General features: G+C 66.8%; 17 protein-coding genes. 9 read left to right on the top strand and 8 right to left on the bottom strand.

Annotation, left to right across the window (positions count from 1 at the left end; all coding sequences use genetic code 11):
* Positions 1–67: 67 nt before the first annotated feature.
* Together AC13GF_RS07600 and AC13GF_RS07595 are read right to left on the bottom strand one after the other, a co-directional pair.
* Positions 68–1,840 (bottom strand): chloride channel protein, encoded by a 1,773-nt coding sequence (locus tag AC13GF_RS07600; RefSeq protein ID WP_483004186.1) that lies wholly within the window; start codon positions 1,838–1,840, stop codon positions 68–70.
* A gap of 62 nt (positions 1,841–1,902) precedes the next feature.
* The gene (locus tag AC13GF_RS07595; protein WP_483004185.1) at positions 1,903–3,984 is read right to left on the bottom strand and encodes a TonB-dependent receptor family protein; all 2,082 of its coding nucleotides are present in this window, start codon (positions 3,982–3,984) and stop codon (positions 1,903–1,905) included.
* A 131-nt stretch (positions 3,985–4,115) separates the two neighbouring features.
* On the opposite strand from AC13GF_RS07595, the gene AC13GF_RS07590 reads away from it, so the two are divergent.
* Positions 4,116–5,036, top strand: a complete 921-nt coding sequence (locus AC13GF_RS07590) for a M14 family metallopeptidase (protein WP_483004184.1) — start codon at positions 4,116–4,118, stop codon at positions 5,034–5,036.
* A 73-nt stretch (positions 5,037–5,109) separates the two neighbouring features.
* On the opposite strand, the gene AC13GF_RS07585 is transcribed toward AC13GF_RS07590, so the two are convergent.
* On the bottom strand, positions 5,110–5,961 hold the full coding sequence (locus AC13GF_RS07585) for a LysR family transcriptional regulator (RefSeq protein WP_111189340.1): 852 nt from the start codon (positions 5,959–5,961) through the stop codon (positions 5,110–5,112).
* A 160-nt stretch (positions 5,962–6,121) separates the two neighbouring features.
* Here AC13GF_RS07585 and AC13GF_RS07580 point away from each other — a divergent pair, with 160 nt between their 5' ends.
* Together AC13GF_RS07580 and AC13GF_RS07575 are read left to right on the top strand one after the other, a co-directional pair.
* On the top strand, positions 6,122–6,475 hold the full coding sequence (locus AC13GF_RS07580) for an SMR family transporter (RefSeq protein WP_010485170.1): 354 nt from the start codon (positions 6,122–6,124) through the stop codon (positions 6,473–6,475).
* Positions 6,475–6,798 carry a DMT family transporter gene (locus AC13GF_RS07575; protein ID WP_053494475.1) on the top strand — a complete coding sequence of 108 codons (324 nt, stop codon included), beginning with the start codon at positions 6,475–6,477 and terminating at the stop codon, positions 6,796–6,798. The genes AC13GF_RS07580 and AC13GF_RS07575 overlap by 1 nt, the downstream gene beginning before the upstream one ends.
* A gap of 175 nt (positions 6,799–6,973) precedes the next feature.
* Here AC13GF_RS07575 and AC13GF_RS07570 read toward each other — a convergent pair whose 3' ends face one another.
* The 3 genes from AC13GF_RS07570 to AC13GF_RS07560 form a co-directional block, all read right to left on the bottom strand.
* Entirely contained in the window at positions 6,974–9,919 is a 2,946-nt protein-coding gene (locus tag AC13GF_RS07570; RefSeq protein ID WP_483004183.1) for a TonB-dependent receptor, read from the bottom strand.
* A gap of 69 nt (positions 9,920–9,988) precedes the next feature.
* Entirely contained in the window at positions 9,989–10,933 is a 945-nt protein-coding gene (locus tag AC13GF_RS07565) for a FecR family protein (RefSeq protein WP_483004182.1), read from the bottom strand.
* Positions 10,930–11,448: a sigma-70 family RNA polymerase sigma factor gene (locus AC13GF_RS07560; RefSeq protein ID WP_014037503.1), complete on the bottom strand. Its 519-nt coding sequence runs from the start codon at positions 11,446–11,448 to the stop codon at positions 10,930–10,932. The genes AC13GF_RS07565 and AC13GF_RS07560 overlap by 4 nt, the downstream gene beginning before the upstream one ends.
* A 150-nt stretch (positions 11,449–11,598) precedes the next feature.
* On the opposite strand from AC13GF_RS07560, the gene AC13GF_RS07555 reads away from it, so the two are divergent.
* Both AC13GF_RS07555 and betT read left to right on the top strand, forming a co-directional pair.
* Positions 11,599–11,979, top strand: coding sequence for a VOC family protein (locus AC13GF_RS07555; protein WP_099523683.1), 381 nt, complete (start codon positions 11,599–11,601; stop codon positions 11,977–11,979).
* A 196-nt stretch (positions 11,980–12,175) separates the two neighbouring features.
* Entirely contained in the window at positions 12,176–14,155 is a 1,980-nt protein-coding gene (betT, locus tag AC13GF_RS07550; protein ID WP_099589195.1) for a choline BCCT transporter BetT, read from the top strand.
* A gap of 73 nt (positions 14,156–14,228) precedes the next feature.
* Here betT and AC13GF_RS07545 read toward each other — a convergent pair whose 3' ends face one another.
* Both AC13GF_RS07545 and AC13GF_RS07540 read right to left on the bottom strand, forming a co-directional pair.
* Positions 14,229–16,856: a TonB-dependent receptor gene (locus AC13GF_RS07545; protein WP_483004181.1), complete on the bottom strand. Its 2,628-nt coding sequence runs from the start codon at positions 16,854–16,856 to the stop codon at positions 14,229–14,231.
* Positions 16,857–17,098: 242 nt separating this feature from the next.
* Positions 17,099–18,076, bottom strand: coding sequence for a zinc-binding dehydrogenase (locus tag AC13GF_RS07540; protein ID WP_483004180.1), 978 nt, complete (start codon positions 18,074–18,076; stop codon positions 17,099–17,101).
* Positions 18,077–18,506: 430 nt separating this feature from the next.
* On the opposite strand from AC13GF_RS07540, the gene AC13GF_RS07535 reads away from it, so the two are divergent.
* The 4 genes from AC13GF_RS07535 to AC13GF_RS07520 all read left to right on the top strand — a co-directional run bounded on the left by AC13GF_RS07535 (position 18,507) and on the right by AC13GF_RS07520 (position 22,811).
* Entirely contained in the window at positions 18,507–20,870 is a 2,364-nt protein-coding gene (locus tag AC13GF_RS07535; protein ID WP_126927970.1) for a ribonucleoside-diphosphate reductase subunit alpha, read from the top strand.
* Positions 20,871–20,979: 109 nt separating this feature from the next.
* Positions 20,980–22,020 (top strand): ribonucleotide-diphosphate reductase subunit beta, encoded by a 1,041-nt coding sequence (locus AC13GF_RS07530; protein WP_005413719.1) that lies wholly within the window; start codon positions 20,980–20,982, stop codon positions 22,018–22,020.
* 25 nt (positions 22,021–22,045) lie between these two features.
* Positions 22,046–22,513 carry a flavodoxin gene (locus AC13GF_RS07525; protein ID WP_483004179.1) on the top strand — a complete coding sequence of 156 codons (468 nt, stop codon included), beginning with the start codon at positions 22,046–22,048 and terminating at the stop codon, positions 22,511–22,513.
* The gene (locus AC13GF_RS07520) at positions 22,485–22,811 is read left to right on the top strand and encodes a thioredoxin family protein (protein WP_005409967.1); all 327 of its coding nucleotides are present in this window, start codon (positions 22,485–22,487) and stop codon (positions 22,809–22,811) included. Before AC13GF_RS07525 ends, AC13GF_RS07520 begins: the two co-directional genes overlap by 29 nt.
* The last annotated feature ends 61 nt before the right edge of the window (positions 22,812–22,872 follow it).

Raw genomic sequence — 22,872 nt, 5'->3', positions numbered from 1 at the left:
CCACGCCATGCGTGGATTTCGAAGGTGCCAGAAACGACTTAATCCCCTCCGTCCCCTTTTCGCAGGGTCAGTCGGTGTCCTCGACGCGCTCGCCCATCAGTTCGCGCTGGCGCTTGTCCAGTTCCTCGGCGTAGCGCTTGCGTACGAAGGCTTCGGAAACCACGCCCAGCACCTGGCCGTCGGCGGCGACCACGGCCAGTTCGTCGGCCTGGGTCTGGTCGAAGCGCTGCATCACGCTGACCACGTCCGAGGCAGGGGACAGCGACACATCACGGTTCTCGGCCAGCTCGCCGATCATGGTTTCCGGCTTCACGCCGTCGCCGTAGACGCGCGGAATCTGCACGATGCCGGCGTAGTGGCCTTCGCTGTCGATCAGGATCACCCGGCTGCCCGAGCCCAGCGGGAAGCGCTGGCGGAACGCGGCGGCATCGAGATCGGCCGGGGCGGTGGCCACGCCCTTGCGCATCAGCCGGCCGGCGTTGAGGTTCTGCACCCAGCCCACGTCGCGGGCGCTCTTGATGGTCTCGCCGCGCAGGTGCATGCGCCAGGTCGAGAACGAGTAGCCGAACCACTGCCGTACCAGCGTGCTGGACACCAGCACCGCGCTCATCACCACGCTGGTCAGCAGGAAGTCGTGGGTGCCTTCCAGCACCAGCATGGCCATGGTCATCGGCGCGCCGACCACCGCCGCGGCCAGTGCCGCCATGCCGGCCAGTGCGGCCGAGGTGGCGTCGATCACCGGCACGCCGGTGGCCATCGCCAGCAGCCCGGCGAACAACGCGCCGACCAGGGTGCCCATGAACAGCGAGGCGAAGAACAGGCCGCCACGGAAGCCGAAGCCCAGTGAGATGCCCGAGGCCAGGCACTTGAGAGTCAACAGGCCGCCGATCCAGATCAGCGGCAGGTGCGTGGTCAGGTCCAGGTGCAGGGCGCCATGGCCGGACGACAGCACCTGCGGGCTGGACAGGGCCAGCGGAATCAGAAGCAGGCCGCCCACCACCGGCCGGCCCCACAGCGGCAACGGACTGCGCTTGACCGTGCCTTCGATCGAGGCGATCAGCCGCATCACCGCGATGCCGACCATCGCGCAGCAGCAGCCGAGCAGGCCGTAGATGGCGTAGTCGGCGGCGCGGACATCAATCGTCGAGGCGGCGGGCAGCAGGTAGGCCTCGATCCCGGCCTGGTCGGCCACGAACGCGCCGGCCAACGCGGCCACGGCCACCGGCGCCAGAGCGGCCGGGGTGTAGGCGCCGATGACGATCTCGAAGGCGTAGAACGCACCGGCCAAGGGCGCACCGAAGGCGGCGGCGATGGCACCGGCGGCACCGGCGCCGACCAGGATGCGCACGTCGTTGCGGCGCAGGCGCATCACCCGGCCCAGCTGGGAACCGCTGCCGGCGCCCATCTGCGTATACGAAGCCTCCAGCCCGACCGAGGCGCCGCAGCCATTGGACAGCAGGGTCTGGGTCAGCACGATCAGGTTGTCGCGCATCGACATGCGGCCGCCATGCAGGGCATTGGCTTCCACCGCATCGAGCAGGGGGCGTTTGCGCCGGGTCGCGGCCAGGCTGACCAGGCCCACCAGCAGGCCACCCAACGGCAGCACCAGCAGCGCAGTCCAGGTCAGCGAGGGCAGGGAGCTGAGGCGCATGCCTTCATCCAGCCCGTACAGGGTGCCCTGCAGCCAGCGAGCGATGCCGGACTGCAGCAGGGTCAGGTAGCCGGCGATCAGGCCGACCAGCAGGGCAAGCGCGATGAACCACAGATCACTGCCGCGCAGCCGCAGGCGCAGGCCCTGGAAGGCCGAATGCAGGCGCGATGGCGAAACAGGCAGTGACATGGTGGCGGCATGATACGCCGCCACCGTGATCGCCACCGTCACTGCATCGGGCGGTTACCGCCTCAGAAGCGGTAGCGGCCCTGCACGTAGAAGGTGCGCGGCGCGGCCACCATGCGGCCGGCATTGCCATCAACGTTGCGGGTGTACCAGCGCTTGTCGGCCAGGTTGTTCACGCCCAGTGCGATCTCGCTGTCGCCCAGGCCTGGCACCTGCCAGGCGACCTGTGCATTCCACAGGCGCACGCCCGGCACGCGGCCCACGCGCGCATCGGCGCTCTCGGCCCAGGTGTTGGCGGCGTCGGCGTACTGGCCGCTCTGGTGGGTGCTGGAGACATTGAAGGTCCAGCCGGCCAGCGCGTAGCGGGCGCCGACGCTGTCGGTGTCGCGCGAGTAGAACGGCACGTCCAGGCCACGGTTGTCGCCGGACTGCTGGATCGCCTTGGTCCAGGTGTAGTTGGCGTACAGCTCCAGCCCCGTCAGTGCGCTGTCCTCGGCGAAGCGGTACTCCAGTGCACTCTCCACACCCTTGTGGTCGGTGGCGCCGATGTTCTGGAAGGTCGGCGGGGTGATGCCCGGCACCTGCAGGATCTGGTTGTCGAAGCGCATCTTGAACACGGTCACTTCCGCGCGCAGTGCACCGTCCTGCCAGCGCGCACCGAGTTCGGTGGTTTTGGCGATTTCCGGGTTCAGCGGATTGCTGGCGGTCTGCGAGTTCAGTTGGATGTTCTGCACCGGCCCGAACGAGGTGGTGTAGTTGCCGAACACGGTCAGCTGCGGGGTCAGCAGGTAGGCGATGTTGAGCGAGGGCAGGGCCTTGTCGTTGCGGCTGCTGAAGGTCGCCGTGCCACCGGCCTGGCGGCGGTCCATGTCGATCCATTCCATGCGCACGCCCGGGGTGATCCGCCACTGGCCGATCGCAATGCGGTCGTCGATGTAGAACGCGTGGGCGTCGGTGGCGTTGTCGAAGCGGTTGGTGGCGCTGGCCACGCCGGTGCGGCGGGTGACGGTGTAGCTGCGGTCGTTGCCGCGCTCGCGCAGGAAGCGGTAGCCGGCGGTGATGTCGTGCACGCTGGCGCCCCAGTGCAGCCGCTGGGTGTAGCGCGGTTCGATGCCGAGCACGCGGTAGTCGCGCGGCTGCACGGTCAACTGGGTATTGGCGGCATTGATCAGCGAACTGGCACGGCTGCTTTCGTTGTAATAGGCCAGCACCTCGAACTCGCTGTTGGCCGACAGCGTGTTGGTGTAGCCCAGGTCGATGCCGGTGCGGTGGCCCTTCCAGAAATCGGTAGGGCGGGTGTTCTGGAACGGATCGGCCTCGTACTGCGCGCGGGTCAGGCCGCCCGGGGTCAGCGAACGCACATCGTAGTAGGACAGTTTGGCGCGCAGTTCCTGCTGTTCGTCGATGGCATAGGCGAACTTCAGGGCGAGGTCGTTGAAGCGGTCATCGCTGCCCTGGCGCCAGCCACGCCCGTCCTGGCCGGAGTACAGCAGGGCCGCGCCCAGGCCGTTGTCGCCGGTGCCGCCCAGGAAGGCGTTGTACTGGGTGCTGTCACCGCCGCCATGGTCGTAGGCGGTGTAGCGCACACCCGCTTCGCCGTGCAGGCCCGCGCCGGTCGGAATGGCGCGGGTGCTGAAGTTGATGATGCCGCCCACGTTCTGTGGGCCGTAGCGCACCGCGCCGCCGCCGCGCACCACGTCGATCGATTCGATGTTGGACAGGCTGGTCGGCGCGAATGACAGCTGTGGCTGGCCATACGGCGCCACCGCCAGCGGTACACCGTCCAGCAGTACCGTCGAGCGCGGCGAGTAGCGCCCGGTCAGGCCGCGCACGCCGATGTTCAGCGAGACCGAGCTGCCGGCGGTGCCGGAGTTGTCGGTGACCTGCACGCCGGGGATGCGGCGCATGGCATCGCCGATGCTGGCCGCGCCGCTGGCCTCGATGCGCTGGCGGTCGACCACCGTGCGTGCGCCGGCAAAGCTCTTGACGCTGTCATGCAGGCCGGTGCCCAGCCAGCTGCCGGAAACCTGGATGCTGTCCAGCGTGGTGGCGCTGTCCTGGGCGAAGGCGCCGGCGGCCGGAAGCAGGCACAGGGCGAGGGCGGCGGCCAGGGGCAAGCGGGCCGGTTGCAGGGCGTGGATGGGCATCGGTGCGGGCTGTGGAAGGTCGTAAATGAGAATTATTGCTGATTCCATTCGCTATTGGAATGCATCCCGGGTTCATGCCGATGCCCCGGTGATAAAGTGTCCGATTGCTTCCTGACTCGCTGAGATCCGCCATGTCCCAAGCCGCCTTCTACCCCGTCGGAACCCCTGGCCAGCCGTGGGGAGCGGCGGAACGGGACCTGTGGCGTGGCCGCCAGCAGCGCCTGCGTCGCTATGACGAGGAGGTACTGCCGCGCATCGAGGCGCTGGCCTCGCGCTTCGACAGGGTGGCCTACGGCCAGCTCGACTACGCTGGCGAGACCTACACCCTGTTCGCCCTGCGCAGCCGCGACTGGAACCCGGCGCTGCCCGCCGCCCTGGTCACCGGTGGCGTGCACGGCTATGAGACCAGCGGCGTGATGGGCGCGCTGGAATTCCTCGAAAAGCACGCCGCCGACTACGCCGGCAAGGCCAACCTGCTGGTGGCACCGTGCGTGAATCCGTGGGGCTTCGAGCGCATCAACCGCTGGAACTTTGATGCGATCGACCCGAACCGCAATTTCCGCGCCGGCGGCCCGGCCCGTGAATCGACCGCCGTCATCGAACTGATCGCGCCGTACAAGGGCCAGTTCGTGCTGCACATCGACCTGCACGAAACCACCGACAGCGACGAGAGCGAGTTCCGCCCGGCGCTGGCTGCGCGTGACGGCAAGCCGTTCGAGCCGGGCCTGATTCCGGATGGCTTCTATCTGGTGGACGACAGCGAGAACCCGCAGGCGGCGTTCCAGCAGGCGGTGATCGCCGCGGTGGAGAAGGTCACCCACATCGCGCCGGCTGACGACAAGGGCGAGATCATCGGTTCGCCGGTGGTGGCCCATGGTGTGATCGAGTACCCGCTGGTGAAGCTGGGCCTGTGCGCCGGCATTACCGGTGCGAAGTACACCACCACCACCGAGGTCTACCCGGACAGCCCACGGGCGACCCCGCAGCAGTGCAACGACGCGCAGGTGGCAGCGGTGTGCTCGGCGCTGGATTACGCGCTCGCCCATCGTTGATCGGTAGTGCCGGCCGCTGGCCGGCAACCACGGGACACTGGGATTGCCGGCCAGCGGCCGGCACTACCTCACCTCATCCAAGTGCGTCGGCCCACCACAGTGCGGCCGGTCCCGGCGGCGTGTCGCGGCGCCACAGCAGGTCGCTGTGGATGCGCCGCGGCCAACCGGGCAGCACCAGTTCCACCAGTCGCCCACGGTCGTAGCGCTGCACCAGCGCCCGCGGCAATTCAGCCCAGCCGATGCCGTCCTCGGCCATCTCCATCACCATCAGGTAGTCGGTGGCGGTCCAGGCCAGGCCGGTGACCACGCGGGACTGATCGACTTCCGCGCTCAGGCGCACCTGCCGATGCCGCGCCAGTTGTGCGGCGGCGCGACGCCCGGCGCTGGCCAGCGGATGTTCGCGCGCCACGTACACCGACAGTTCGCTGTGGTGGGCCAGCGGCCGGGCCGTCAGTTCATCGGGATAGCGCTCCTGCCTGGGCAGCAGGCCCAGCGCGGCGCGACCACTGCCGACCAGCTCCAGCACGTCCTCACCCTCGGCATCCAGCCATTCCAGTTCGATCTCCGGGAACGCCTCGGCGAAGCGCTGCAGGATCCGTTGCTCTGGATCGAGCTGGTAGACATCGGAAAACACCACGGTCAGGCGCGGCTCGACCGGTGCGGCCAGGCGCACGCTCAACTGTTGCAGGCGCGCATCGGCAGCCAGGATCTCCTGCGCGTGGCCCAATACCTGTCGCCCGGCCTCGGTCAGCTGCGGGTAGCGCCCGCTGCGATCGAACAGGCTCACGCCCAGGTCGGTTTCCAGGTGGGCAATGGCGGTACTGACTGTCGACTGGGTCTTGCGCAGGCGTCGCGCCGCCGCCGAGAACGAGCCCAGCGCCGCGGCTTCCACGAAGGCCTGCAGGGATTCAGGGGAGTACGGCATTGATCCATCGCTCCTTTCGATGGAATCCATTTTGATCCCACCGTAAAAGGCGATGATACTGGTCGCCGTCGCCCCTGTCTGCGGGGCGTTCCGGACCCTCCACGCATGCCGTGGATCTATTGATGAGGCGGTGCGGTCCCCGTCCTGCAAGGAGTTTCACATGTCCCGTACTGTTCCCGCCCGTGGCGCGCTGGTCGCCTGGGCCTGCCTGACCGTGGCGATCGTCGCCGAAGTGGTCGGCACCTCGTTCATGGCCCATGCCGCCCGCGATGGCGGCTGGACCGGCTACCTGATCATGGCCGGCGCACTGGCGCTGTCCTACTTCTTCCTGGCGCAGTCGGTGCGCCGCATCGCCGTGGGCGTGGCCTACGCAGTGTGGGAAGGCCTGGGCCTGACCCTGCTGACCGTAGTCGGCCTCACCGTGTTCGGTGAGAGCCTGTCGCTGCAGCAGCTGGCCGGCCTGGTGCTGGCGGTGGTCGGCATCGTCTGCGTCACCCTCGGGGAGGCGCACTGATGAACACCCTGGCTCTGTTTTTCGTGATCTGTTCGGCGCTGATCGACGTCGCCGCCAACATGATGGTGGCCAAGTCGGAGGGGTTCCGTCGTTGGCGCTGGGGCGTCGGTGCGATCGTCATGGTCTGGATCGCCTTTGCCCTGCTGGGCCAGGCCGTGCGCTACATGGACCTGGCCACCGCGTATGCGATGTGGGGAGCCATCGGTGTGATCGGCACCGCCACCTGCGGTCGCCTGTTGTTCGGCAACCGCCTGCGTCCGATCGGCTGGATCGGCATCGGTCTGGTCACTGTTGCGGTGCTGTTGCTGAGTACTGCGAAGTAACGCGTCGCCGTGCCAACCAAGGTTGGCACCTACCAGTGCTGAGCCGCTGTGCCAACCAAGGTTGGCACCTACCGGTGCTGAGTCGCTGTGCCAGTTGGCACCTGCCAGAGCGTGAGCCGCCGCAAGCAAGCGCCCCGGAAATGATCTCCCCGGGGCGTTGCTGTTCCTGCCGCAGTTAGAAACGTGCGGTGAAGTTCAGCCGCGTGGTGCGGCCCGGGCCCGGCATCAGGCTCATCGCCAGCGTGTCCATGTAGTAGGTGTTGCGCAGGTTGCTGACCACCAGTTCCACTTCGGCCTTCGGGGTGAACTGCCAGCGCGCATAGAAGTCATAGATCGCGGTCGGCAGGTAGATGTTCTGCAGGCCGGTCGAGCCGGTGGTGTTCCAGGGCTTGTCCAGTTCATGGGTGGGGCCGCTGTTGTAGGTGCGGCGGATGCCGGTATCCAGTCGCTTGTCGAACAGGCGGAAGCCCAGCGTGCTGTGGATCGAGTACTTCGGCGGGTTCTGCGCGTTGACGAACGAGGTGCCGAAGCCGCCGTCCACGCAGTCCGGCGTGGTGTCCAGCTTGCTCCACTTCGCATACGGGTCTTCGCGCATGCGCTTGGCGGTGGCCGCATCGCAGGTGCGCGCGCGCTGGTAGTAGCTGGCCGACAGGTCCAGGTAGGCAATGCCGGCGTCATAACCGGACTGCAGCTCGTAGCCGGACACCGTGTAGTTGTCGACATTGTCGACGTAGAAGGCCCAGTTGCTGGAATCGAAGCGGCGGGTGATGGCGTTGTCGATATCGTTCTTGAACCAGGCCACCTTGAACGCCAGGCGATCACCGTCACGCCACAGGTCTTGCTTGAGCAGGCTGAAGCCGATGTCCCAGGAACGGTTCTTCTCCGGCTTCAGGTCGGCCACCGGGGCCGAGGTGCTGTTGCCCAGCGTCGATTCGAACAGGCTGGGCATCTTCCAGCCCTGCGCGTACTTCACGTAGAAGAACATGTCCGCATCGAGGTTGAAGCGCGCCTCGGCATACGGCGCGAAGCCGTGGCCGGAGCGCCGGATCGCCGGCTTGTAGCCCCAGGCGGTGGGAATCTGCTTGGTATAGAAGCCATTGGCACCACGCGGGTCGCGGATGAAACCGTCGAAATCGTAGGTCTGGCCCAGCGTGCTGTCGCCATACGGCGTGGCGCGCAGCGAGTCGTAGGTGTAGTTGCCCTGTGCATCCGGGTACCACTCCTTGTACCAGCCCGGCAGCAGCTGGCCGCCCTTGCTCAGGCGCGCGAAGGTGTAGCGCAGGTCGCGCGATTCACTGACGAAGGCCACGCGGTTACGGTCGCGGGTGCGGTAGTCGATGAAGCGGCCGCCTGCGGTCAGCGACAGCCAGTCCCACGGCTGCCATTGCAACGACGCCACCACGCTGGCCTCGCGGCGCGTTCCCGAGCGCAGGTAACGGTTGTTGTTGTAGTCCACCGGCAGCACCGGCGAGTTGGGTGCGGTGTCTTCATGCTGGAAGGACGCGCCATAGCGCAGCGTCCAGTCGCCCAGATCATTGCTGAAGCGGGTGGTGTTGCTGCTGTCCAGGCCCCAGCGCTGGGTCTTCACATCCGACTGCAGGCCCGGGCCATAGGTCTCGCCCAGCGTGTCGGGCATCTGGTCGGAGGCCATTTCCTTGAACAGCGGCGTGTTGGCGATATTGCTGTTGAACATGCGGCTGGTGGCCGTGGTGAACCACAGCGTGCTGCTCAGGTCCAGCCACGGGTGCGCCTCGGGGCGGTAGCGATGGCGTAGGGACGTGGCGTTGACCCGCATCTTCCCGGGCTCGAACTGGAACATGGTGTTGGCCTTGTCCACGTAGGTCACCCATTCGTTGGACTCGCCCACGCGGCCGATCGCCGACGGCATGATTTCGCCGAAGCTGGAGTTGAAGAAGCGGTGGCTCAGCTCCAGGCGCTGGTCCGGGTTGGGCGTCCAGGTGAATTTCAGCAACGCCGATTCGTTGTCGGTGTGGGTGTTCAGGACTTCATCGCCCGGGTGGTACAGCTTGGAAACGGCCTGGCTGGACATGCCGGTACCGCCGCTGGACAGATGCTGGTCGTCGTAGCGATGCGCGCCGTTGCTGCCGGCGAAGTAGTTGCCCTGGCGGCGCCGTGCGTAGGCCGCGACCAGCTGCCAGTCTTCGCCGCGCTGGGCGAAGGCCACGCTGCCGTTCCAGTCGCGCGGGTCGCGCAGGCTGTTGCGGTTGTCGCTGCCACGCGCGATCTGCTTGAACGTACGGGTGCGGTCGATGCTGTTGTCGGCCACGCCGCCACGCACGCGCAGTCCCCAGGCCTGGCCGTCGTCGAGTATGTCCTCGGCCTTCAGCGTTTCCATGTAGACCACGCCACCGATCGCGCTGGCGGCATTGGCGGCCAGGCTCGGTCCCTTTTCGATGCTGATCGCGCTGATCAGGTCCGGGTCCAGGTAGCTGCGCTGCTGTACGCCGGCATAGCCGCGATAGACATCGATGGCCTGTTGGCCACCATCAATGATCACCGGCACCCGGTTCTGGCCCTGCAGGCCGCGGATGTTGACGTCCAGCGCACCACCATTGCGTACGTCTCCGGTGTGCACGCCGACTGCGCCGGCCAGCACATCGCCGATCGACTGGCCGCGGAAGCGTTCCAGCTGCTGGTGGTCCAGATGAACGCGCGAGCCGCTGTCGCGATAGACGGCGTCGGCATCGGCCAGCCCCCACGGCGAAGCGCCGTCGCCGGCCTGGCCGGCCACACGCAGGGTGCCGATCTGGCGCACGCCGGCATCGGTGGCGGGGGCGGCCTGCAGCACCACGCCGCTGGCATCACGCTGGAACGAAAGGCCGGTGCCGGAGAGCAGCTGTGCCAGCGCGGCCTCGGTGTTGAGCGAGGCCTGCACGCCACCGCTGTGGCGGCCGCGGGTCAGACGCGCATCGGCAGCGATGGACAGGCCCGACTGCTGACCGAATGTGGTCAAGGCCTGGTCGAGCGGTCCGGCCGGGATCTGCCAGCGGACGGCAGCGGCATCCTGTGCGTGGGCGGCGGCCGGAAACAGGCATGGCGTGGCCAGGGCCAGGCACAGCGCGATGGCAAGCGGGCGAGGAGAAGGGCAGGGTAGTTTCATGGGGGCGGCGACATCCGCAATGGGTTCCCTTGTAGGGCCCGCCGAGCGCGCAGAAAGGGAACCGCGATTTCAACGCGGACGCACAACGGTCCACCATGGCCAGCGCTGCTCGATGCGGATCGGCAGGGCGCGCGCCAGCAGTTTCAGGGCCTGCAGGCTGTCCAGGCGCGGCAATACCGCGGTGACATTCAGTGCGGACAGTGCCGGATCACAGCCCAGATAGCCCCGATGGTGACGGGCCAGTTCGTCGATCACCCGGATCAGTTGCGTGTCCTGCACCTGCAGGCGTCCGTCCTGCCAGTCGCCGCGCAGAGGATCGGCAGCGCCCGCTGTGAGTCCCCCCATCGGTCCGATCTGCAGCGCACTTCCTGCAGGCACATCCAGCGCCGCGCCGAACATCGGCAGGCACCGCACCACGCCCTCGAACACGTCCAACCGGCTGTCCTGGGCCTCGCGGCCGACCGCGAAGCGGGTGCCGATCGGCTGCAGGCGCGCCCCGGGTACATGCACGCTCAGGGGCAACCCGGTGAATGCGGGGTGGTGGCCGGTCTGCAGCAGCAGTTCGCCGCGCAGCAGATGCAGGGCGCGGTTGCCGTTGCCGATGTCGACGGTCACTTCGCTGCCGGCGTTGAGCCACAACTGGCTGCCATCGGCCAGCGTCCAATGACCGGTGCGCCCGGCAGCGGTGCGTTGCGTCTGCAGGTGGCGCTGCGCCTGCAGCCCGTGCAGGCCGAGAAGCGAGACCGCACCGATGCCGAGCGCGCCGCCGAGACTGCGAAGCGCGCGGCGGCGGCGATGGCCGGCGGCATCGAGCGCCGTTGCAGCCGCCGGTGCCGACAGCGGGGCGAACGACTGCCAGACCGCCTCGACCCGGCGCCAGGCGTCGGCGTGACCGGCGTCGGCGTGCAGCCACGCGCGCCAGTGTTGCTGGTCGTCGTCGCTCCAGCCCTGTTGGCGCAGCGCGAACCACTCTGCCGCCTGCTCCAGCGCCGGGCCGGCCACCGCCGCGCTCATGCCGCCGCGTCGCCGGACAGGCGCAGGCAATGCAGCATCGCCTGCGCCATGTACTTCTTGACCATGCGCTCGGACACGCCCAGTTGTTGGCCGATCTCCGCATAGCCCAGTCCGGACAGCCGGGCCAGCAGGAAGGCACGCCGTGGCCGCTCGGCCAGGCCGGACAGCATGTCAGCGATGGCATGCAGCAGCTGCAGCGCCTGCGTACGCTCCTCCGCAGAGGGATGCACCGGCTCGGGTTGTGCGGCCAGCGCGGCCAGATAGGCGCGCTCCAGGTCCGCGCGCTGCCAGTGGTTGACCAGCAGTGCGTGCGCGATGGTGCTGAGGTAGGCGCGCGGCAGGCGCAGTTCGGATGGATCGACGCGACGGCTGAGCAGGCGCAGGAAGGTGTCCTGGGTCAGGTCGGCGGCGCAGTCGGCGTTGTGCGTACGGCGGCGCAGCCAGCCGAGCAGCCAGCCATGGTGTTCGCGGTAGAACCCCGCCAGCGCAGTGCTGGAGGCGGCGGGCACGGCCATCGGTATGGGCCATTAATGAGAATGATTCCCATTATAGAGTGATCGGGAGGCGCACGACAAACCCTGCGCATGCCGCAGCGGGGGAGATCGCCGGATTTGCGATGCCCGGCGTGCTCGCCGACACTGCGGCTTTCCACAAGGAGTGCCCGCATGTTCAGCCACATCACCGTTGGAACGAACGACATGGACGTCGCGCATCGCTTCTACGATGCCCTGTTCACCGCTCTGGGTGCACGTCCGGGAGTGTTCGATGACAAGGGCCGGCTGGTGTACTTCAAGGACGGCCGCATGTTCATCGTCACCGCACCGATCGACGGCCAGCCCGCATGCCATGCCAACGGCGGCACGATTGGTTTCACCCTCGACAGCGCCGAGGCCGTGCGCGGTTGGCAGGACGCCGGTGTCGCCCACGGTGGTACCGCCATCGAAGATCCGGCCGGCATCCGCAGCATGGCCGGGCGCCAGTTGTTCCTGGCCTACCTGCGCGACCCGGACGGCAACAAGCTGTGCGCGGTGCATGTGATGTCGTGATCGGATGGAAACGCGCGGGCCGCGATCAACGTGGCCCGTGCGGTGCCATCAGGCGCAGGTACGCAGCAGCGCGCGCGTGATAACACGGAATCGCAGGATGGGCCTGTGACCGCAGGCCGCAACTTCATGCTCTGTCCACTGCGGTTCAGCCAGAATCGGTCGGCTAACCCTTTGATCTACCGGAGAACGCCGCCCCATGGATGTACTGGAGCCGCAACAATCCCCGGTGCGCACCCTTCGGCCTGTGTTCGCCTTCGCGGCGATCGTTGTCGTGGCGTTCGCGCTGTTCGTCAGCCTGTTCCCGCTCGGTGCGGGCCGCCTTCTGGTCAAGGCGCAGGACTGGGCCGCACTCAATGTCGGCTGGTACTACCTGCTGGCGATGACCCTCTACCTTGTGTTCGTGGTGGGGGTGGCGCTGTCCAAGTACGGTGGCATCAAGCTGGGTGCCGACCATGACGAGCCGGAGTTCAGCTACCTCTCCTGGGCCGGCATGCTGTTCGCCGCCGGCATCAGCATCACCCTGTTCTTCTTCTGCGTTTCCGAACCGCTGACCCACTACCTGCAACCGCCGCAGGGCGATGCGGCCGCGGGCGAGGCTGGCGCGCGCCAGGCCATGCAGCTGCTGTTCCTGCACTGGGGCCTGCATGGTTGGGGCGTGTTCGCGCTTGCAGCGATGGCGATGGCCTATTTCGCCTACCGTCACAACCTGCCACTGGCCCTGCGCTCGGCGCTGTACCCGCTCATCGGCAAACGCATCAACGGCCCGATCGGCTACACCGTGGACGCGCTGGGCATTGTCGCCACCGTGTTCGGCATCGGTGCCGACATGGGCTTCGGCGTGCTGCACCTCAACGCGGGCCTGTCGCACCTGTTCAACATCCCGCACTCCAACCTGGTGCAGATCATCCTGGTGGTCAGCATGATGGGCGCGGCGGTGGCCGTGGCGGTTTCCGGCGTGGAGAAGGGCGTGCGCTGGATGGCCAACATCAACATGCTGCTGGCAATCGCGCTGGTGCTGTTCATGCTCTGCGCCGGGCCGACCCAGTACCTGCTCAGCACGCTGATGCAGAACCTCGGCGACTACCTGGGCAGCGTGGTCGGCAAGAGTTTCGATGTGTACGCCTATGGCGGCCGGCCGGAATGGCTGGGTGGCTGGACGGTGTTCTACTGGGCCTGGTGGATCGGCTGGGCACCGTTCGTCGGCCTGTTCATCGCGCGCATCTCGCGTGGCCGCACCATCCGCGAATTCGTGTTCGGCGTGCTGCTGATTCCGCTGGGCTTCACCCTGGCCTGGCTGTCGATCTTCGGCAACAGTGCCCTGGACCAGGTGCTGCACCACGGCCAGCAGCAGTTGGCACAGCTGGCAGTGGATGATCCACCGACGGTGCTGTATGCACTGCTCGATGGCTACCCGTGGAGCCGCACGGTGATTGCGGTGACGGTGCTGGTCAGCTTCATCTTCTTTGTGACGTCGGCCGACTCGGGGGCAGTGGTGTTGTCCACGCTGTCCTCGCACGGCGGTGCGCCGGAGGATGATGGTCCGCGTTGGCTGCGCGTGTTCTGGGGCACGGTGATCGCGGTGCTGACCGCCGGGCTGCTGCTGGCCGGCAGCATCGATGCACTGAAATCGGCGGTGGTATTGGCCTCGTTGCCGTTCTCGGCGGTACTGCTGCTGATGATGTGGGGCCTGACCCGCGCCTTCAGTGATGAATCGCACCGCAAGCGCGCGCTGCAGTACCGGCCATCGCCGCTGATCGGCGACGATCGCCATCACCAGGGCTGGCGCCAGCGCCTGAGCCAGGCCATGCACTTCCCGGTGCGCGACCAGGTCTACCGCTTCATGGACGACACGGTGAAGCCGGCGATGGAAGCGGTGGCCGAACAGCTGCGCGGGCAGGGTTGGGATGTATCCACCCGCTTCGAGGCCGGCGACATGGAGCTGACGGTGAACCACGGCGAGCAGCAGGACTTCCTGTACCGGGTGATCCTGAGCGGCTACCTGACCCCGTCGTTCGCCGCACAGCAGCTGCGCAACCAGCGCTACTACCGCGCCGAGGTGCACCTGTTCGAAGGCAGCCAGGACTATGACCTGGTGGGCTACAGCCGCAAGCAGATCATCAACGACATCATCAGCCAGTACGAACGGCACCTGCAGTTCCTGCACCTGAGCCGGTGATGCGGTGGGTGCGGACCGTTGGTCCGCACACCCCTGTAGAGCCGAGCCCATGCTCGGCTCTACAGGGGGCCCATCAGAACCGGTAGCGCGCCCCCAGCGAGACGAACTGCCCGCGCAGGTTGTACTGGCTGATGTCGAAGCCGTTGGAGCCACCGGCCGGGTCGAACGGCGGATCCTTGTCGGTCAGGTTCAGCACCGACAGCGACAGCGTGGTGTTGGGAATGCCTTCGTACGCCACGTACAGGTCCAGCTGGTGATACGGCTTGATGCGGTCGCGCAGGCCCGGGTTGCTGGTCGCCGTCGCCACGCGCTGGTCGTAGCCGCTCACGTACTGCAGGCTCAGCGTGCTGCTCCAGTCGCCCACCGCCCAGTTCAGCGAGGTGGTGCCGCGGGTGCGCGGTAGTGCGCCGTGGCGGTTGTTGCCTGCCCCGTCATAGGGCGCCTGGCCGGCCACCAGCGGCTGCTTGAAGCTGAGCAGGTGGGTCCAGCTGCCGGCCACGGTGAAGTTGCCCCAGCCCTCGGTGCGGAAGGTGTGGTTGGCGTCCAGGTCCAGCCCCGAGGTGGTCAGTTCGCCCTGGTTGGCGTACTGGTTGGTGATGAACTGGATGCGTCCCTGTGCATCACGCTGCACGCGGCCGGGGAACAGCGTCGGGTTGTCGACGATGAACTGCGCGCTGTCCGGCTTGACCAGGTTGTCCTGCTCGATGCGGTACCAGTCCAGGCCGATGCTGGTGTCGCCATCCGGCGACCACACCGCACCCACGTTGAAGTTGCGCGAGCGCTCGGCCTTCAGGTCCGGGTTGCCGGTACGGATGTTGGTCACGCCACGGCTGCCGCCGGGCTGCAGCGGGTCCAGCGGATCGATCACCGAGCCATAGCTGACGGTCTGGCCCGGCGCGATTTCCGGCAGCGACGGGGCGCGGAAACCACGCGAGAACGAGCCGCGCAGCAGCAGGCTGTCCAGCGGCTGCCAGCGCAGCGCCACCTTCGGCGAGAACGCGTTGCCGAAGTCGTCATAGTGATCGCCGCGACCGGCCACCTGCAGCTCCAACGTGCGGTGCAGTGGCACGCTCAGTTCGGCATAGGCGGCGCTGACCTGACGCTCGCCGTTGACCACGTTGATGGCCGGGCGCAGTTCGGTGCCCGACAGCACCTGCGCGCTGGTGCGCGCGTCCAGCGATTCCTTGCGGAACTCCGCACCCCAGGCAAAGCCGACCGTACCGGCGGGCATCTCCCACAGCGAGGTCGAGGCCTTCAGGTTCAACGAGTGCAGCTTGTACCAGCCTGGTCGCTTGGTCTGCAGGCGCAGTGCATCCAGCGCGCCCGGCGTGGCGGACGGGTTGAGGAAGTTGTAACTGCCATCGCGCAGGATCTGTTCGAACGCGTAGCGATTGACGAAATTGTCCACGTACTCGCGCTGCGCGCTCTGCGAGGTCAGCGCTGCCACTTCCCAGTCCCAGCGCTCGCCACTGCCACGCACGCCGGCCAAGGCACGGTAGAACACCTGCGTGTTGTCCTTCAGCCGCGGGCCGAGATCGAAGAAGGTGTACTCGAACGGCAGCGGCGCGCTGCCCGGGTTGTTCGGGTGGCCGACCGGCAGCACCGCCGGCACGTCGATCAGGGTGCCGGTGGCCGGGTTGTAGGCGCGCAGGCCGGGGCCGACGGTCAGCGGCGCGCTGAAGATCTGGTCGGCCTTGTTGTGGCTGTACAGCACGTCGGCGAAGGCTTCGACGCTGTCGTTGAAGCGGTAGGTCGCGCTCAACGACGCCTGCAGGCGCTCGGCGCCGGGCTGCAGGGTCTTGAACGGCTGCGCGTTGAAGGCGCAGGCCTGACCGGGCAGGGTGCTGCCGAAGTCGCTGTATGGGCGCAGCTGGCTGCCGTCGGGGCAGTTGGCGAACGGCTGCGGCGCGCGTGGGTTGGACAGCCAGTTGCCACCGGCAGTGGACCAGCCGGCCAGGCGGCCACCGGGCTTGTCGCGGAAATCGCCGCTGCGGGTATAGGCGCGGTCGTCGCCATCGAGGCGGTCGCGCTTGAGCAGGTCCAGCCCGAACAGCACGTTCCAGCCCTGCTGTTCGAGGTCACCGAAGCCGGCCAGCAGGTTGGCCTTGCGTTCGTCCAGGCCGCCCTGTGTGGCGGTACCGAAACCGCCGCCCACTTCCACGCCCTGGAAGTTCCTGCGCAGGATGATGTTGATGACACCGGCGATGGCGTCGGAGCCATACACCGCCGAGGCGCCGTCCTTCAGCACTTCGATGCGTTCGACCGCGCTGATCGGCAGCGCGTTGAGGTCGACGAAGGTGTCCTGGGTGTTGAGCGCGAAGCCGAAGTTGGAGACGCGGTAGCCGTTGACCAGCACCAGCGTGTTCTTCGGCGACAGGCCACGCAGGCCGATCGAGGCCGAGCCGGCGGCGAAGCTGCCGGTGTACTGTTCGTCGAAGCTGTTGCCGGCATTGGCCGACAGGTTGCGCAGCACGTCGGTGAGGGTGGAGCGGCCGGTCTGCTCGATCTGTTCGCGGCTGACGATCTGCACCGGGTTCGGCCCGGCGGTATCGCTGCGCTTGATGTTGGAACCGGTCACCAGCACGGCGCCGAGGGTGGTGCTGTCCTTGCCGGTGTCGGCGGATTCAGCGGCGCCGGCAGCGCCGGCGGTGAGGCCCAGCGCGATCGCGCCGGCAAGCAGGTTCAGGGTGGTGCGGTACATGGAAGCGACAACGCCGAACGGGGGAGGAGCCGTCAGTACCGCACGCAGGCATATGCGCCTTCCAATGACGAAAGCGCATTCAGTTATACATCACAGGTTCTTAACGAAAGTCGGTGCGTCCGCTGAAGCAGACCAACTCGGTGGGTGCGGGACCGATCTCTGGTGGGTGCGGACCGTTGGTCCGCACACCCCTGCAGGGTCAGTGCCCTTTCCTTGTGGAAAGGGATCCGACCCGGAGACCCTCAAGGCCGCAGCAGCACCTTGCCGTTACGGCCCGAACCGGCGCCAGCCTCCGCTGCCTGGGCAATGTCGTCCAGTGCGAAGATCTGCTCCACCGGCAGCGTCAGTTCGCCGCTCGCCGCACGCTTCAGCAGTTCGCCAACCAGCCGGCGCTTGTCCTCCACCGCCATCGCCTGGCTGACCTTGCTGCCCCAGAAGCCCTTCACCGTGGCTTCCTTGTAGATCAGGCCGCCGGCGGGAATGCGCATCGGTTCGCCGCTCATCACACCGAACGACACCAGGGTGCCGTGGTGGCCGAGCAGGTCGACCAGGTCACCGCTGGCGTCGCCGCCGATGGAATCCACCGCGGCCGCGGCCTGTGCTTCGCCGGTCGCTTCACGCACGCGATCCTTCCAACCATCCACCGAGGTGTCGAACACATGATCGATGCCCAGCGCCTGCAACTGCGCGACCGCATCGGCATTGCGCACCAGGTTGGCCACATGCACGCCACGCGCCCGCGCCAGCATCGCCAGCGACTTGCCCACCGCGCCATTGGCGGTGTTCTGCACGATCCACTGGCCCGCTTCGACGTGCAGGAATTCCAGCAGCATCAGCGCGCTCAGCGGCATGGCGATCAGCTGTGCGGCCATCTCGTCCGGGATCTCCTCCGGCATCGGAATCACCATGCGTGCCGGTGCGATGAACGCTTCGGCCCAGGTGCCGTGCACCGAGGCGGCGGCAACCCGCTGGCCGATCTGCAGGCCGTCGACACCGTCGCCGAGTGCATCGACCACGCCCAGTGCTTCACTGCCACCGATCGCCGGCAGCGTCGGCTTGTAGCCGTAGAGGCCACGCACGGTCAGCAGGTCGTGGTTGTGGATCGAGGCCAGTACGGTGCGGATGCGCACCTCGCCGGGGCCGGGCTCAGGCAGCGGCGCATCGGCAATGGCAAGGACGTCGGTTGGGTCGCCGAAGGAGGGGTACTGGGCAGCGCGCATGGGCGGTGTTCCGGGGAAAGTTGATGTTGTACCGAACTGGGGACGCAGGCGCTGTCGACAAGGCGCCGCAGGTGCAACACGGCATCCTGCGACTGATCGTCGCGACATGTGCTGATTACCGCATCTTGTGTTGACGAGTTCGGATATCCCCACTATGTTGTGTCCGTCACTCCCGGTCAGCCGCCGCCGCCGGACATGCAGCAAACGTCCCGCGGCCCGCCCCTGAGGCTTGCCGTGTCGACGCGGCCGCCATCGTGCGGACGCAGGTCGCCCCCACGGCCCGGATACCGGCCGCAGGCGCAGGCAGATGCCGACGACCTACGTTCCCGTGCCCTGGCAATCCACCCGTTCGCCCCGTGCGCCGGTATCGCGTGCAGGGCCGCCATGGCATCGACCGCCAACGCGCGTGCGAGCCTGGAGTTTCACCACCATGACCGACAGTACCTTCCGCGTGGCCGATCTGGCCGGCGCTGGCGACGCCTTGCGCGCCGGTGGCGAGCGCGTGCCGACCTGGATCACCAAGGAGGCCGGCAACCGCCGCCTGCCGTTCGAGGCCGAACGCCTGCAGCGCAGCATCGATGCGGTGCATGCCGAGTTCCCGCAGCTGGACGTGAGCGACTATCGCCGCGTAGTGCAGTCGATGGTCGAACGCAAACCGAGCATCAGCGCCGATGACCTGGTCGATCTGCTGATCCGCGAGGCCGAGTCGCGGGTGGACCTGGTTGCACCCGAGTGGGAACAGTTTGCCGCACGCATCTACCTGCGCCGCCTGTACAAGCGCGCCAGCCGCAACCGCTTCTACGACGTCGGCCTGAAGTACGGCTCGTATGTGGGCCTGCAGGAAAGCCTGGCCGACCGCGGCATCTACAGCAACGACATCCTGCGCTGCTACTCGAAGGAAGAATTGCAGCAGGCCGGCGAGATGATCGATCCGGAGCGCGACCGGCTGTTCGCCTACAACGGCCTGTATCTGCTGGCCACACGCTATCTGGCCAGCGACCGCAGCCGCGAAGTCTACGAGCTGCCGCAGGAGCGTTGGCTGACCATCGCGCTGTACCTCATGCAGGAAGAAAAACCGCGTGAGCGGCGCATGCAGCTGGTCGGCGAGGCGTACTGGGCGCTGTCCAACCTGTACATGACGGTCGCCACACCGACGTTGGCCAATGCCGGCAAGGTGGGGGGGCAACTGTCCAGCTGCTTCATCGATACGGTGGACGACAGCCTGCAGGGCATCTATGACTCCAACACCGATATCGCCCGCGTGTCCAAGCATGGCGGCGGCGTTGGCGCCTACCTGGGCTATGTGCGCAGCAGTGGCGCACCGATCCGTGGCGTGGCCAATTCCTCCGGCGGCGTGGTGCCGTGGATCAAGCAGCTCAACAACACCGCAGTGTCGGTCGACCAGCTTGGCCAGCGCAAGGGCGCGGTGGCGGTGTACCTGGACATCTGGCACCGCGACATCGAAGCGTTCATGGACCTGCGCCTCAACAACGGCGACCAGCGCCTGCGCGCACACGATGTGTTCACCTCGGTGTGCGTGCCCGACCTGTTCATGGAAGCGGTGGAGCGCCGCGCCGACTGGTACCTGTTCGACCCGCACGAGGTGAAGCAGGCCAAGGGCTGGTACCTGCAGGACTTCTACGACGAGAAGCGCGGCTCAGGCAGCTTCCGCGACCGCTACGCCGAACTGGTGGCCGATGAGCGCATCAGCCGCCGCACGGTGAAGGCCATCGATCTGTTCAAGCGGATCATGCTCAGCCAGCTGGAAACCGGCAACCCGTTCCTGTTCTACCGCGACGAGGTCAATCGCCGGAACCCGAACAAGCACGCGGGCATGATCTATTCCAGCAACCTGTGCACCGAGATCCTGCAGAACATGAGCCCGACGCGGATGATCCAGGAGATCGTCAGCGGCGACCAGATCGTCACCACACGCCGCGCCGGTGACTTCGTGGTCTGCAACCTGTCCTCGATCAACCTCGGCCGGGCGATCAGTGCGCCGGATGACCTGCTGGCCACCGACGTGCTGGAGCGCCTGATCCCGATCCAGGTGCGCATGCTCGACAACGTGATCGATCTCAATGCGCTGCCGGTGCCGCAGGCCACGATCACCAACCGCAAGTACCGCGCCATCGGCCTGGGCACGTTCGGTTGGCACCACCTGCTGGCGCAGCAGGCGATCCAGTGGGAATCACCGGATGCTGAAGCGCTGGCCGACCGCCTGTACGAGCGCATCAACTTCCTGACCATCCAGGCCAGCGCGCAGCTGGCGAAGGAGAAGGGCAGCTACCCGATGTTCGCTGGCAGTGACTGGCACAACGGGCGTTACTTCCGCGACCGCGACTACAGTGGCGCCGCATGGGACAGCCTGGCCCGCGAAGTGGCCACGCACGGCCTGCGCAACGGCTGGCTGCTGGCGGTGGCGCCGAACATGAGTACCGCGCAGATTGCAGGCTCCACGGCCTCGATCGACCCGATCTACAGCGCGTTCTACTACGAGGAAAAGAAAGACTTCCGGCGGCCGGTGGCGGCGCCGGGCCTGTCGCTGGAAACCTGGCCGTACTACGAGAAGGGCGCCTACAAGGTCGACCAGTTCGCCAGCGTGCGCCAGAACGCGCGCCGCCAGCGCCATGTCGACCAGTCGATCAGCTTCAACCTGTACGTGCCCAGCACGATCCGCGCCAGCACGCTGCTGGAGCTGCACCTGAGCGCCTGGCGCGAAGGCCTGAAGACCACCTACTACGTGCGCTCCAACGACATCGACATCAGCGAATGCGAATGGTGCTCCAGCTGATCACCGGCGACCCACGGTAGTGCCGGCCGCTGGCCGGCAACCCCGCGATCTTCGGTAGTGCCGGCCGCTGGCCGGCAACACGATAGAAAGAGAACGAAGGCAGAAACCCATGGCAACCCCCCTCGACCGCATCAAGATCCTCGAACCGCGCCATCCCAACCGCAGCACCGGCATCATCAATGGCCAGACCAGCGGCATCCTCAACTGGAACGACATTCCGTACCCGTCGTTCTATCGGGCCTACAAGGAGCTGTCGACCAACTTCTGGATTCCCGACGAGGTTGACATGAAGCTGGACGCGCGCCAGTACGGCGAGCTCAACGCGCGCGAGAAGAACGCCTACGACTCGATCATCGGCCTGCTCGCCACGCTCGACTCACCGCAGACCCGCTTCATCTACAACGTGGCCGAGTACATCACCGACCCGGCCGCGCACGCCAATGCGGCGATCATCGGGCAGCAGGAGGTGATCCACAACGAGAGCTACAGCTACGTGCTGGCCTCGATCACCGACCTGCCGAACCAGAACCGCATCTTCGAGATTGCCCGTACCCACCCGACCATCATCAAGCGCAATGCCCCGATCATGGGCGCGTATGACGACTTCATGCGCGAGAAGACCGCCGAGACCCTGCTCAAGTCGTTGATCCAGTCCTCGATCCTGGAGGGCATCAACTTCTATTCCGGGTTCGCGTACTTCTACAACATGGTGCGGCAGAACCGCATGAACGGCACCGGCAAGATCATCAGCTTCATCAACCGCGACGAGCTGGCGCATACCAAATTCATCAGCGAGCTGATCCGCGCCATCATCGGCGAGAACCCGGAGCTGCAGACCAACGAGTTGACTGCCTACGTGCATCAATCGTTCGAGCACGCCATCGAGCTGGAGACGCAGTGGTCGTCGGAGGTGCTGGACGGCATCGACGGCATCGACGTGGACGAGATGGTGCGCTACGTGAAGTACCGCGCCAACAAGATGGCCGGCATGCTCGGCATCGAGCGCCTGTACAGCGACACCACCGACAACGTGATGCCGTGGATCAAGGCCTACGCCGACAACTTCACCGAAACCAAGACCGACTTCTTCGAGATGCGCAATGCAAGTTACAAGAAGACCAACGTCGACAACGGCTTCGACGACCTCTGAGCCCAGCGCCGCGCTGAGCATCCTGGTGGTGGTCGCCTCCTTGAGCGGCAACACCCGCGAACTCGGCCGGCAGATCGCCGAGCGCTGCCGCACTGCCGGCCATGCGGTGCACTGGCAGGAGGCGGACGACCTGCGCCAAGCGCCGCCGCTGGCGGCCGATGAGGCCGACCTGGTGCTGCTGGGCTGCTGGACTGACAACGCAGGCCGCACACCGGCGGAGATGAAGGCATGGGTGGCCGGCATCGCCGAGCGCGGCGAGCAGCCACGGCAGCTGGCGGTGTTCGGCACCGGCGAAACGCAGTGGGGGCAGGAGTATTACTGCGGCGCCGTGCACCGCCTGATCCGCTACTTCCACAGCGACTATCCGCCGCTGGAAATCGAACAGATGCCGCATGGTGAACGCCATGCCGGGGCCATTGAGGCCTGGACCGATGCGGTCCTGGCCCATTACTGGAGCAACACCGATGCAGATCATCGACGCCACCACGCCTGAGCAGTTCCAGCAGCTGCTGGCCGAACACCCGCGGGTGCTGGTGGATTTCCACAAGGACCAGTGCCCGGGGTGCCGGATGCTGGAGATGTCGTTGCACCGGGTGGCCAACAGCGTGGCGGGGCAGGGCACGACCCTGTTGCGCGTGCAGCTGGAAGTGCTGGGCGAGGCGTTCTTCAGGGAGCTGGGGCTGCGGCAGACGCCAACGCTGTCCCTGTTCCGTGACGGTGATGAGCGCACGCGCCTGGCCGGGTTCCAGTCGCCGCAGCAGATCGAGGCCGCGATCGCGCTGCATCTGTAGTCCGCGATCCCGGCTTTTGTAGAGTCGAGCATGGCTCGACTCTACAAAAGCATCCACGCAT

This window comes from Stenotrophomonas sp. 22LJNL06-5-1 (assembly GCF_056861455.1).
This window is presented reverse-complemented; position numbering and strand designations above follow the sequence as displayed.

Excerpts from the sequence above, each read along its gene's own strand:
- AC13GF_RS07600 (WP_483004186.1), bottom strand. The coding sequence starts at position 1,840 with ATGTCACTGCCTGTTTCGCCATCGCGCCTGCATTCGGCCTTCCAGGGC.
- AC13GF_RS07595 (WP_483004185.1), bottom strand. The coding sequence starts at position 3,984 with ATGCCCATCCACGCCCTGCAACCGGCCCGCTTGCCCCTGGCCGCCGCC.
- AC13GF_RS07590 (WP_483004184.1), top strand. The coding sequence starts at position 4,116 with ATGTCCCAAGCCGCCTTCTACCCCGTCGGAACCCCTGGCCAGCCGTGG.
- AC13GF_RS07585 (WP_111189340.1), bottom strand. The coding sequence starts at position 5,961 with ATGCCGTACTCCCCTGAATCCCTGCAGGCCTTCGTGGAAGCCGCGGCG.
- AC13GF_RS07580 (WP_010485170.1), top strand. The coding sequence starts at position 6,122 with ATGTCCCGTACTGTTCCCGCCCGTGGCGCGCTGGTCGCCTGGGCCTGC.
- AC13GF_RS07575 (WP_053494475.1), top strand. The coding sequence starts at position 6,475 with ATGAACACCCTGGCTCTGTTTTTCGTGATCTGTTCGGCGCTGATCGAC.
- AC13GF_RS07570 (WP_483004183.1), bottom strand. The coding sequence starts at position 9,919 with ATGAAACTACCCTGCCCTTCTCCTCGCCCGCTTGCCATCGCGCTGTGC.
- AC13GF_RS07565 (WP_483004182.1), bottom strand. The coding sequence starts at position 10,933 with ATGAGCGCGGCGGTGGCCGGCCCGGCGCTGGAGCAGGCGGCAGAGTGG.
- AC13GF_RS07560 (WP_014037503.1), bottom strand. The coding sequence starts at position 11,448 with ATGGCCGTGCCCGCCGCCTCCAGCACTGCGCTGGCGGGGTTCTACCGC.
- AC13GF_RS07555 (WP_099523683.1), top strand. The coding sequence starts at position 11,599 with ATGTTCAGCCACATCACCGTTGGAACGAACGACATGGACGTCGCGCAT.
- betT (WP_099589195.1), top strand. The coding sequence starts at position 12,176 with ATGGATGTACTGGAGCCGCAACAATCCCCGGTGCGCACCCTTCGGCCT.
- AC13GF_RS07545 (WP_483004181.1), bottom strand. The coding sequence starts at position 16,856 with ATGTACCGCACCACCCTGAACCTGCTTGCCGGCGCGATCGCGCTGGGC.
- AC13GF_RS07540 (WP_483004180.1), bottom strand. The coding sequence starts at position 18,076 with ATGCGCGCTGCCCAGTACCCCTCCTTCGGCGACCCAACCGACGTCCTT.
- AC13GF_RS07535 (WP_126927970.1), top strand. The coding sequence starts at position 18,507 with ATGACCGACAGTACCTTCCGCGTGGCCGATCTGGCCGGCGCTGGCGAC.
- AC13GF_RS07530 (WP_005413719.1), top strand. The coding sequence starts at position 20,980 with ATGGCAACCCCCCTCGACCGCATCAAGATCCTCGAACCGCGCCATCCC.
- AC13GF_RS07520 (WP_005409967.1), top strand. The coding sequence starts at position 22,485 with ATGCAGATCATCGACGCCACCACGCCTGAGCAGTTCCAGCAGCTGCTG.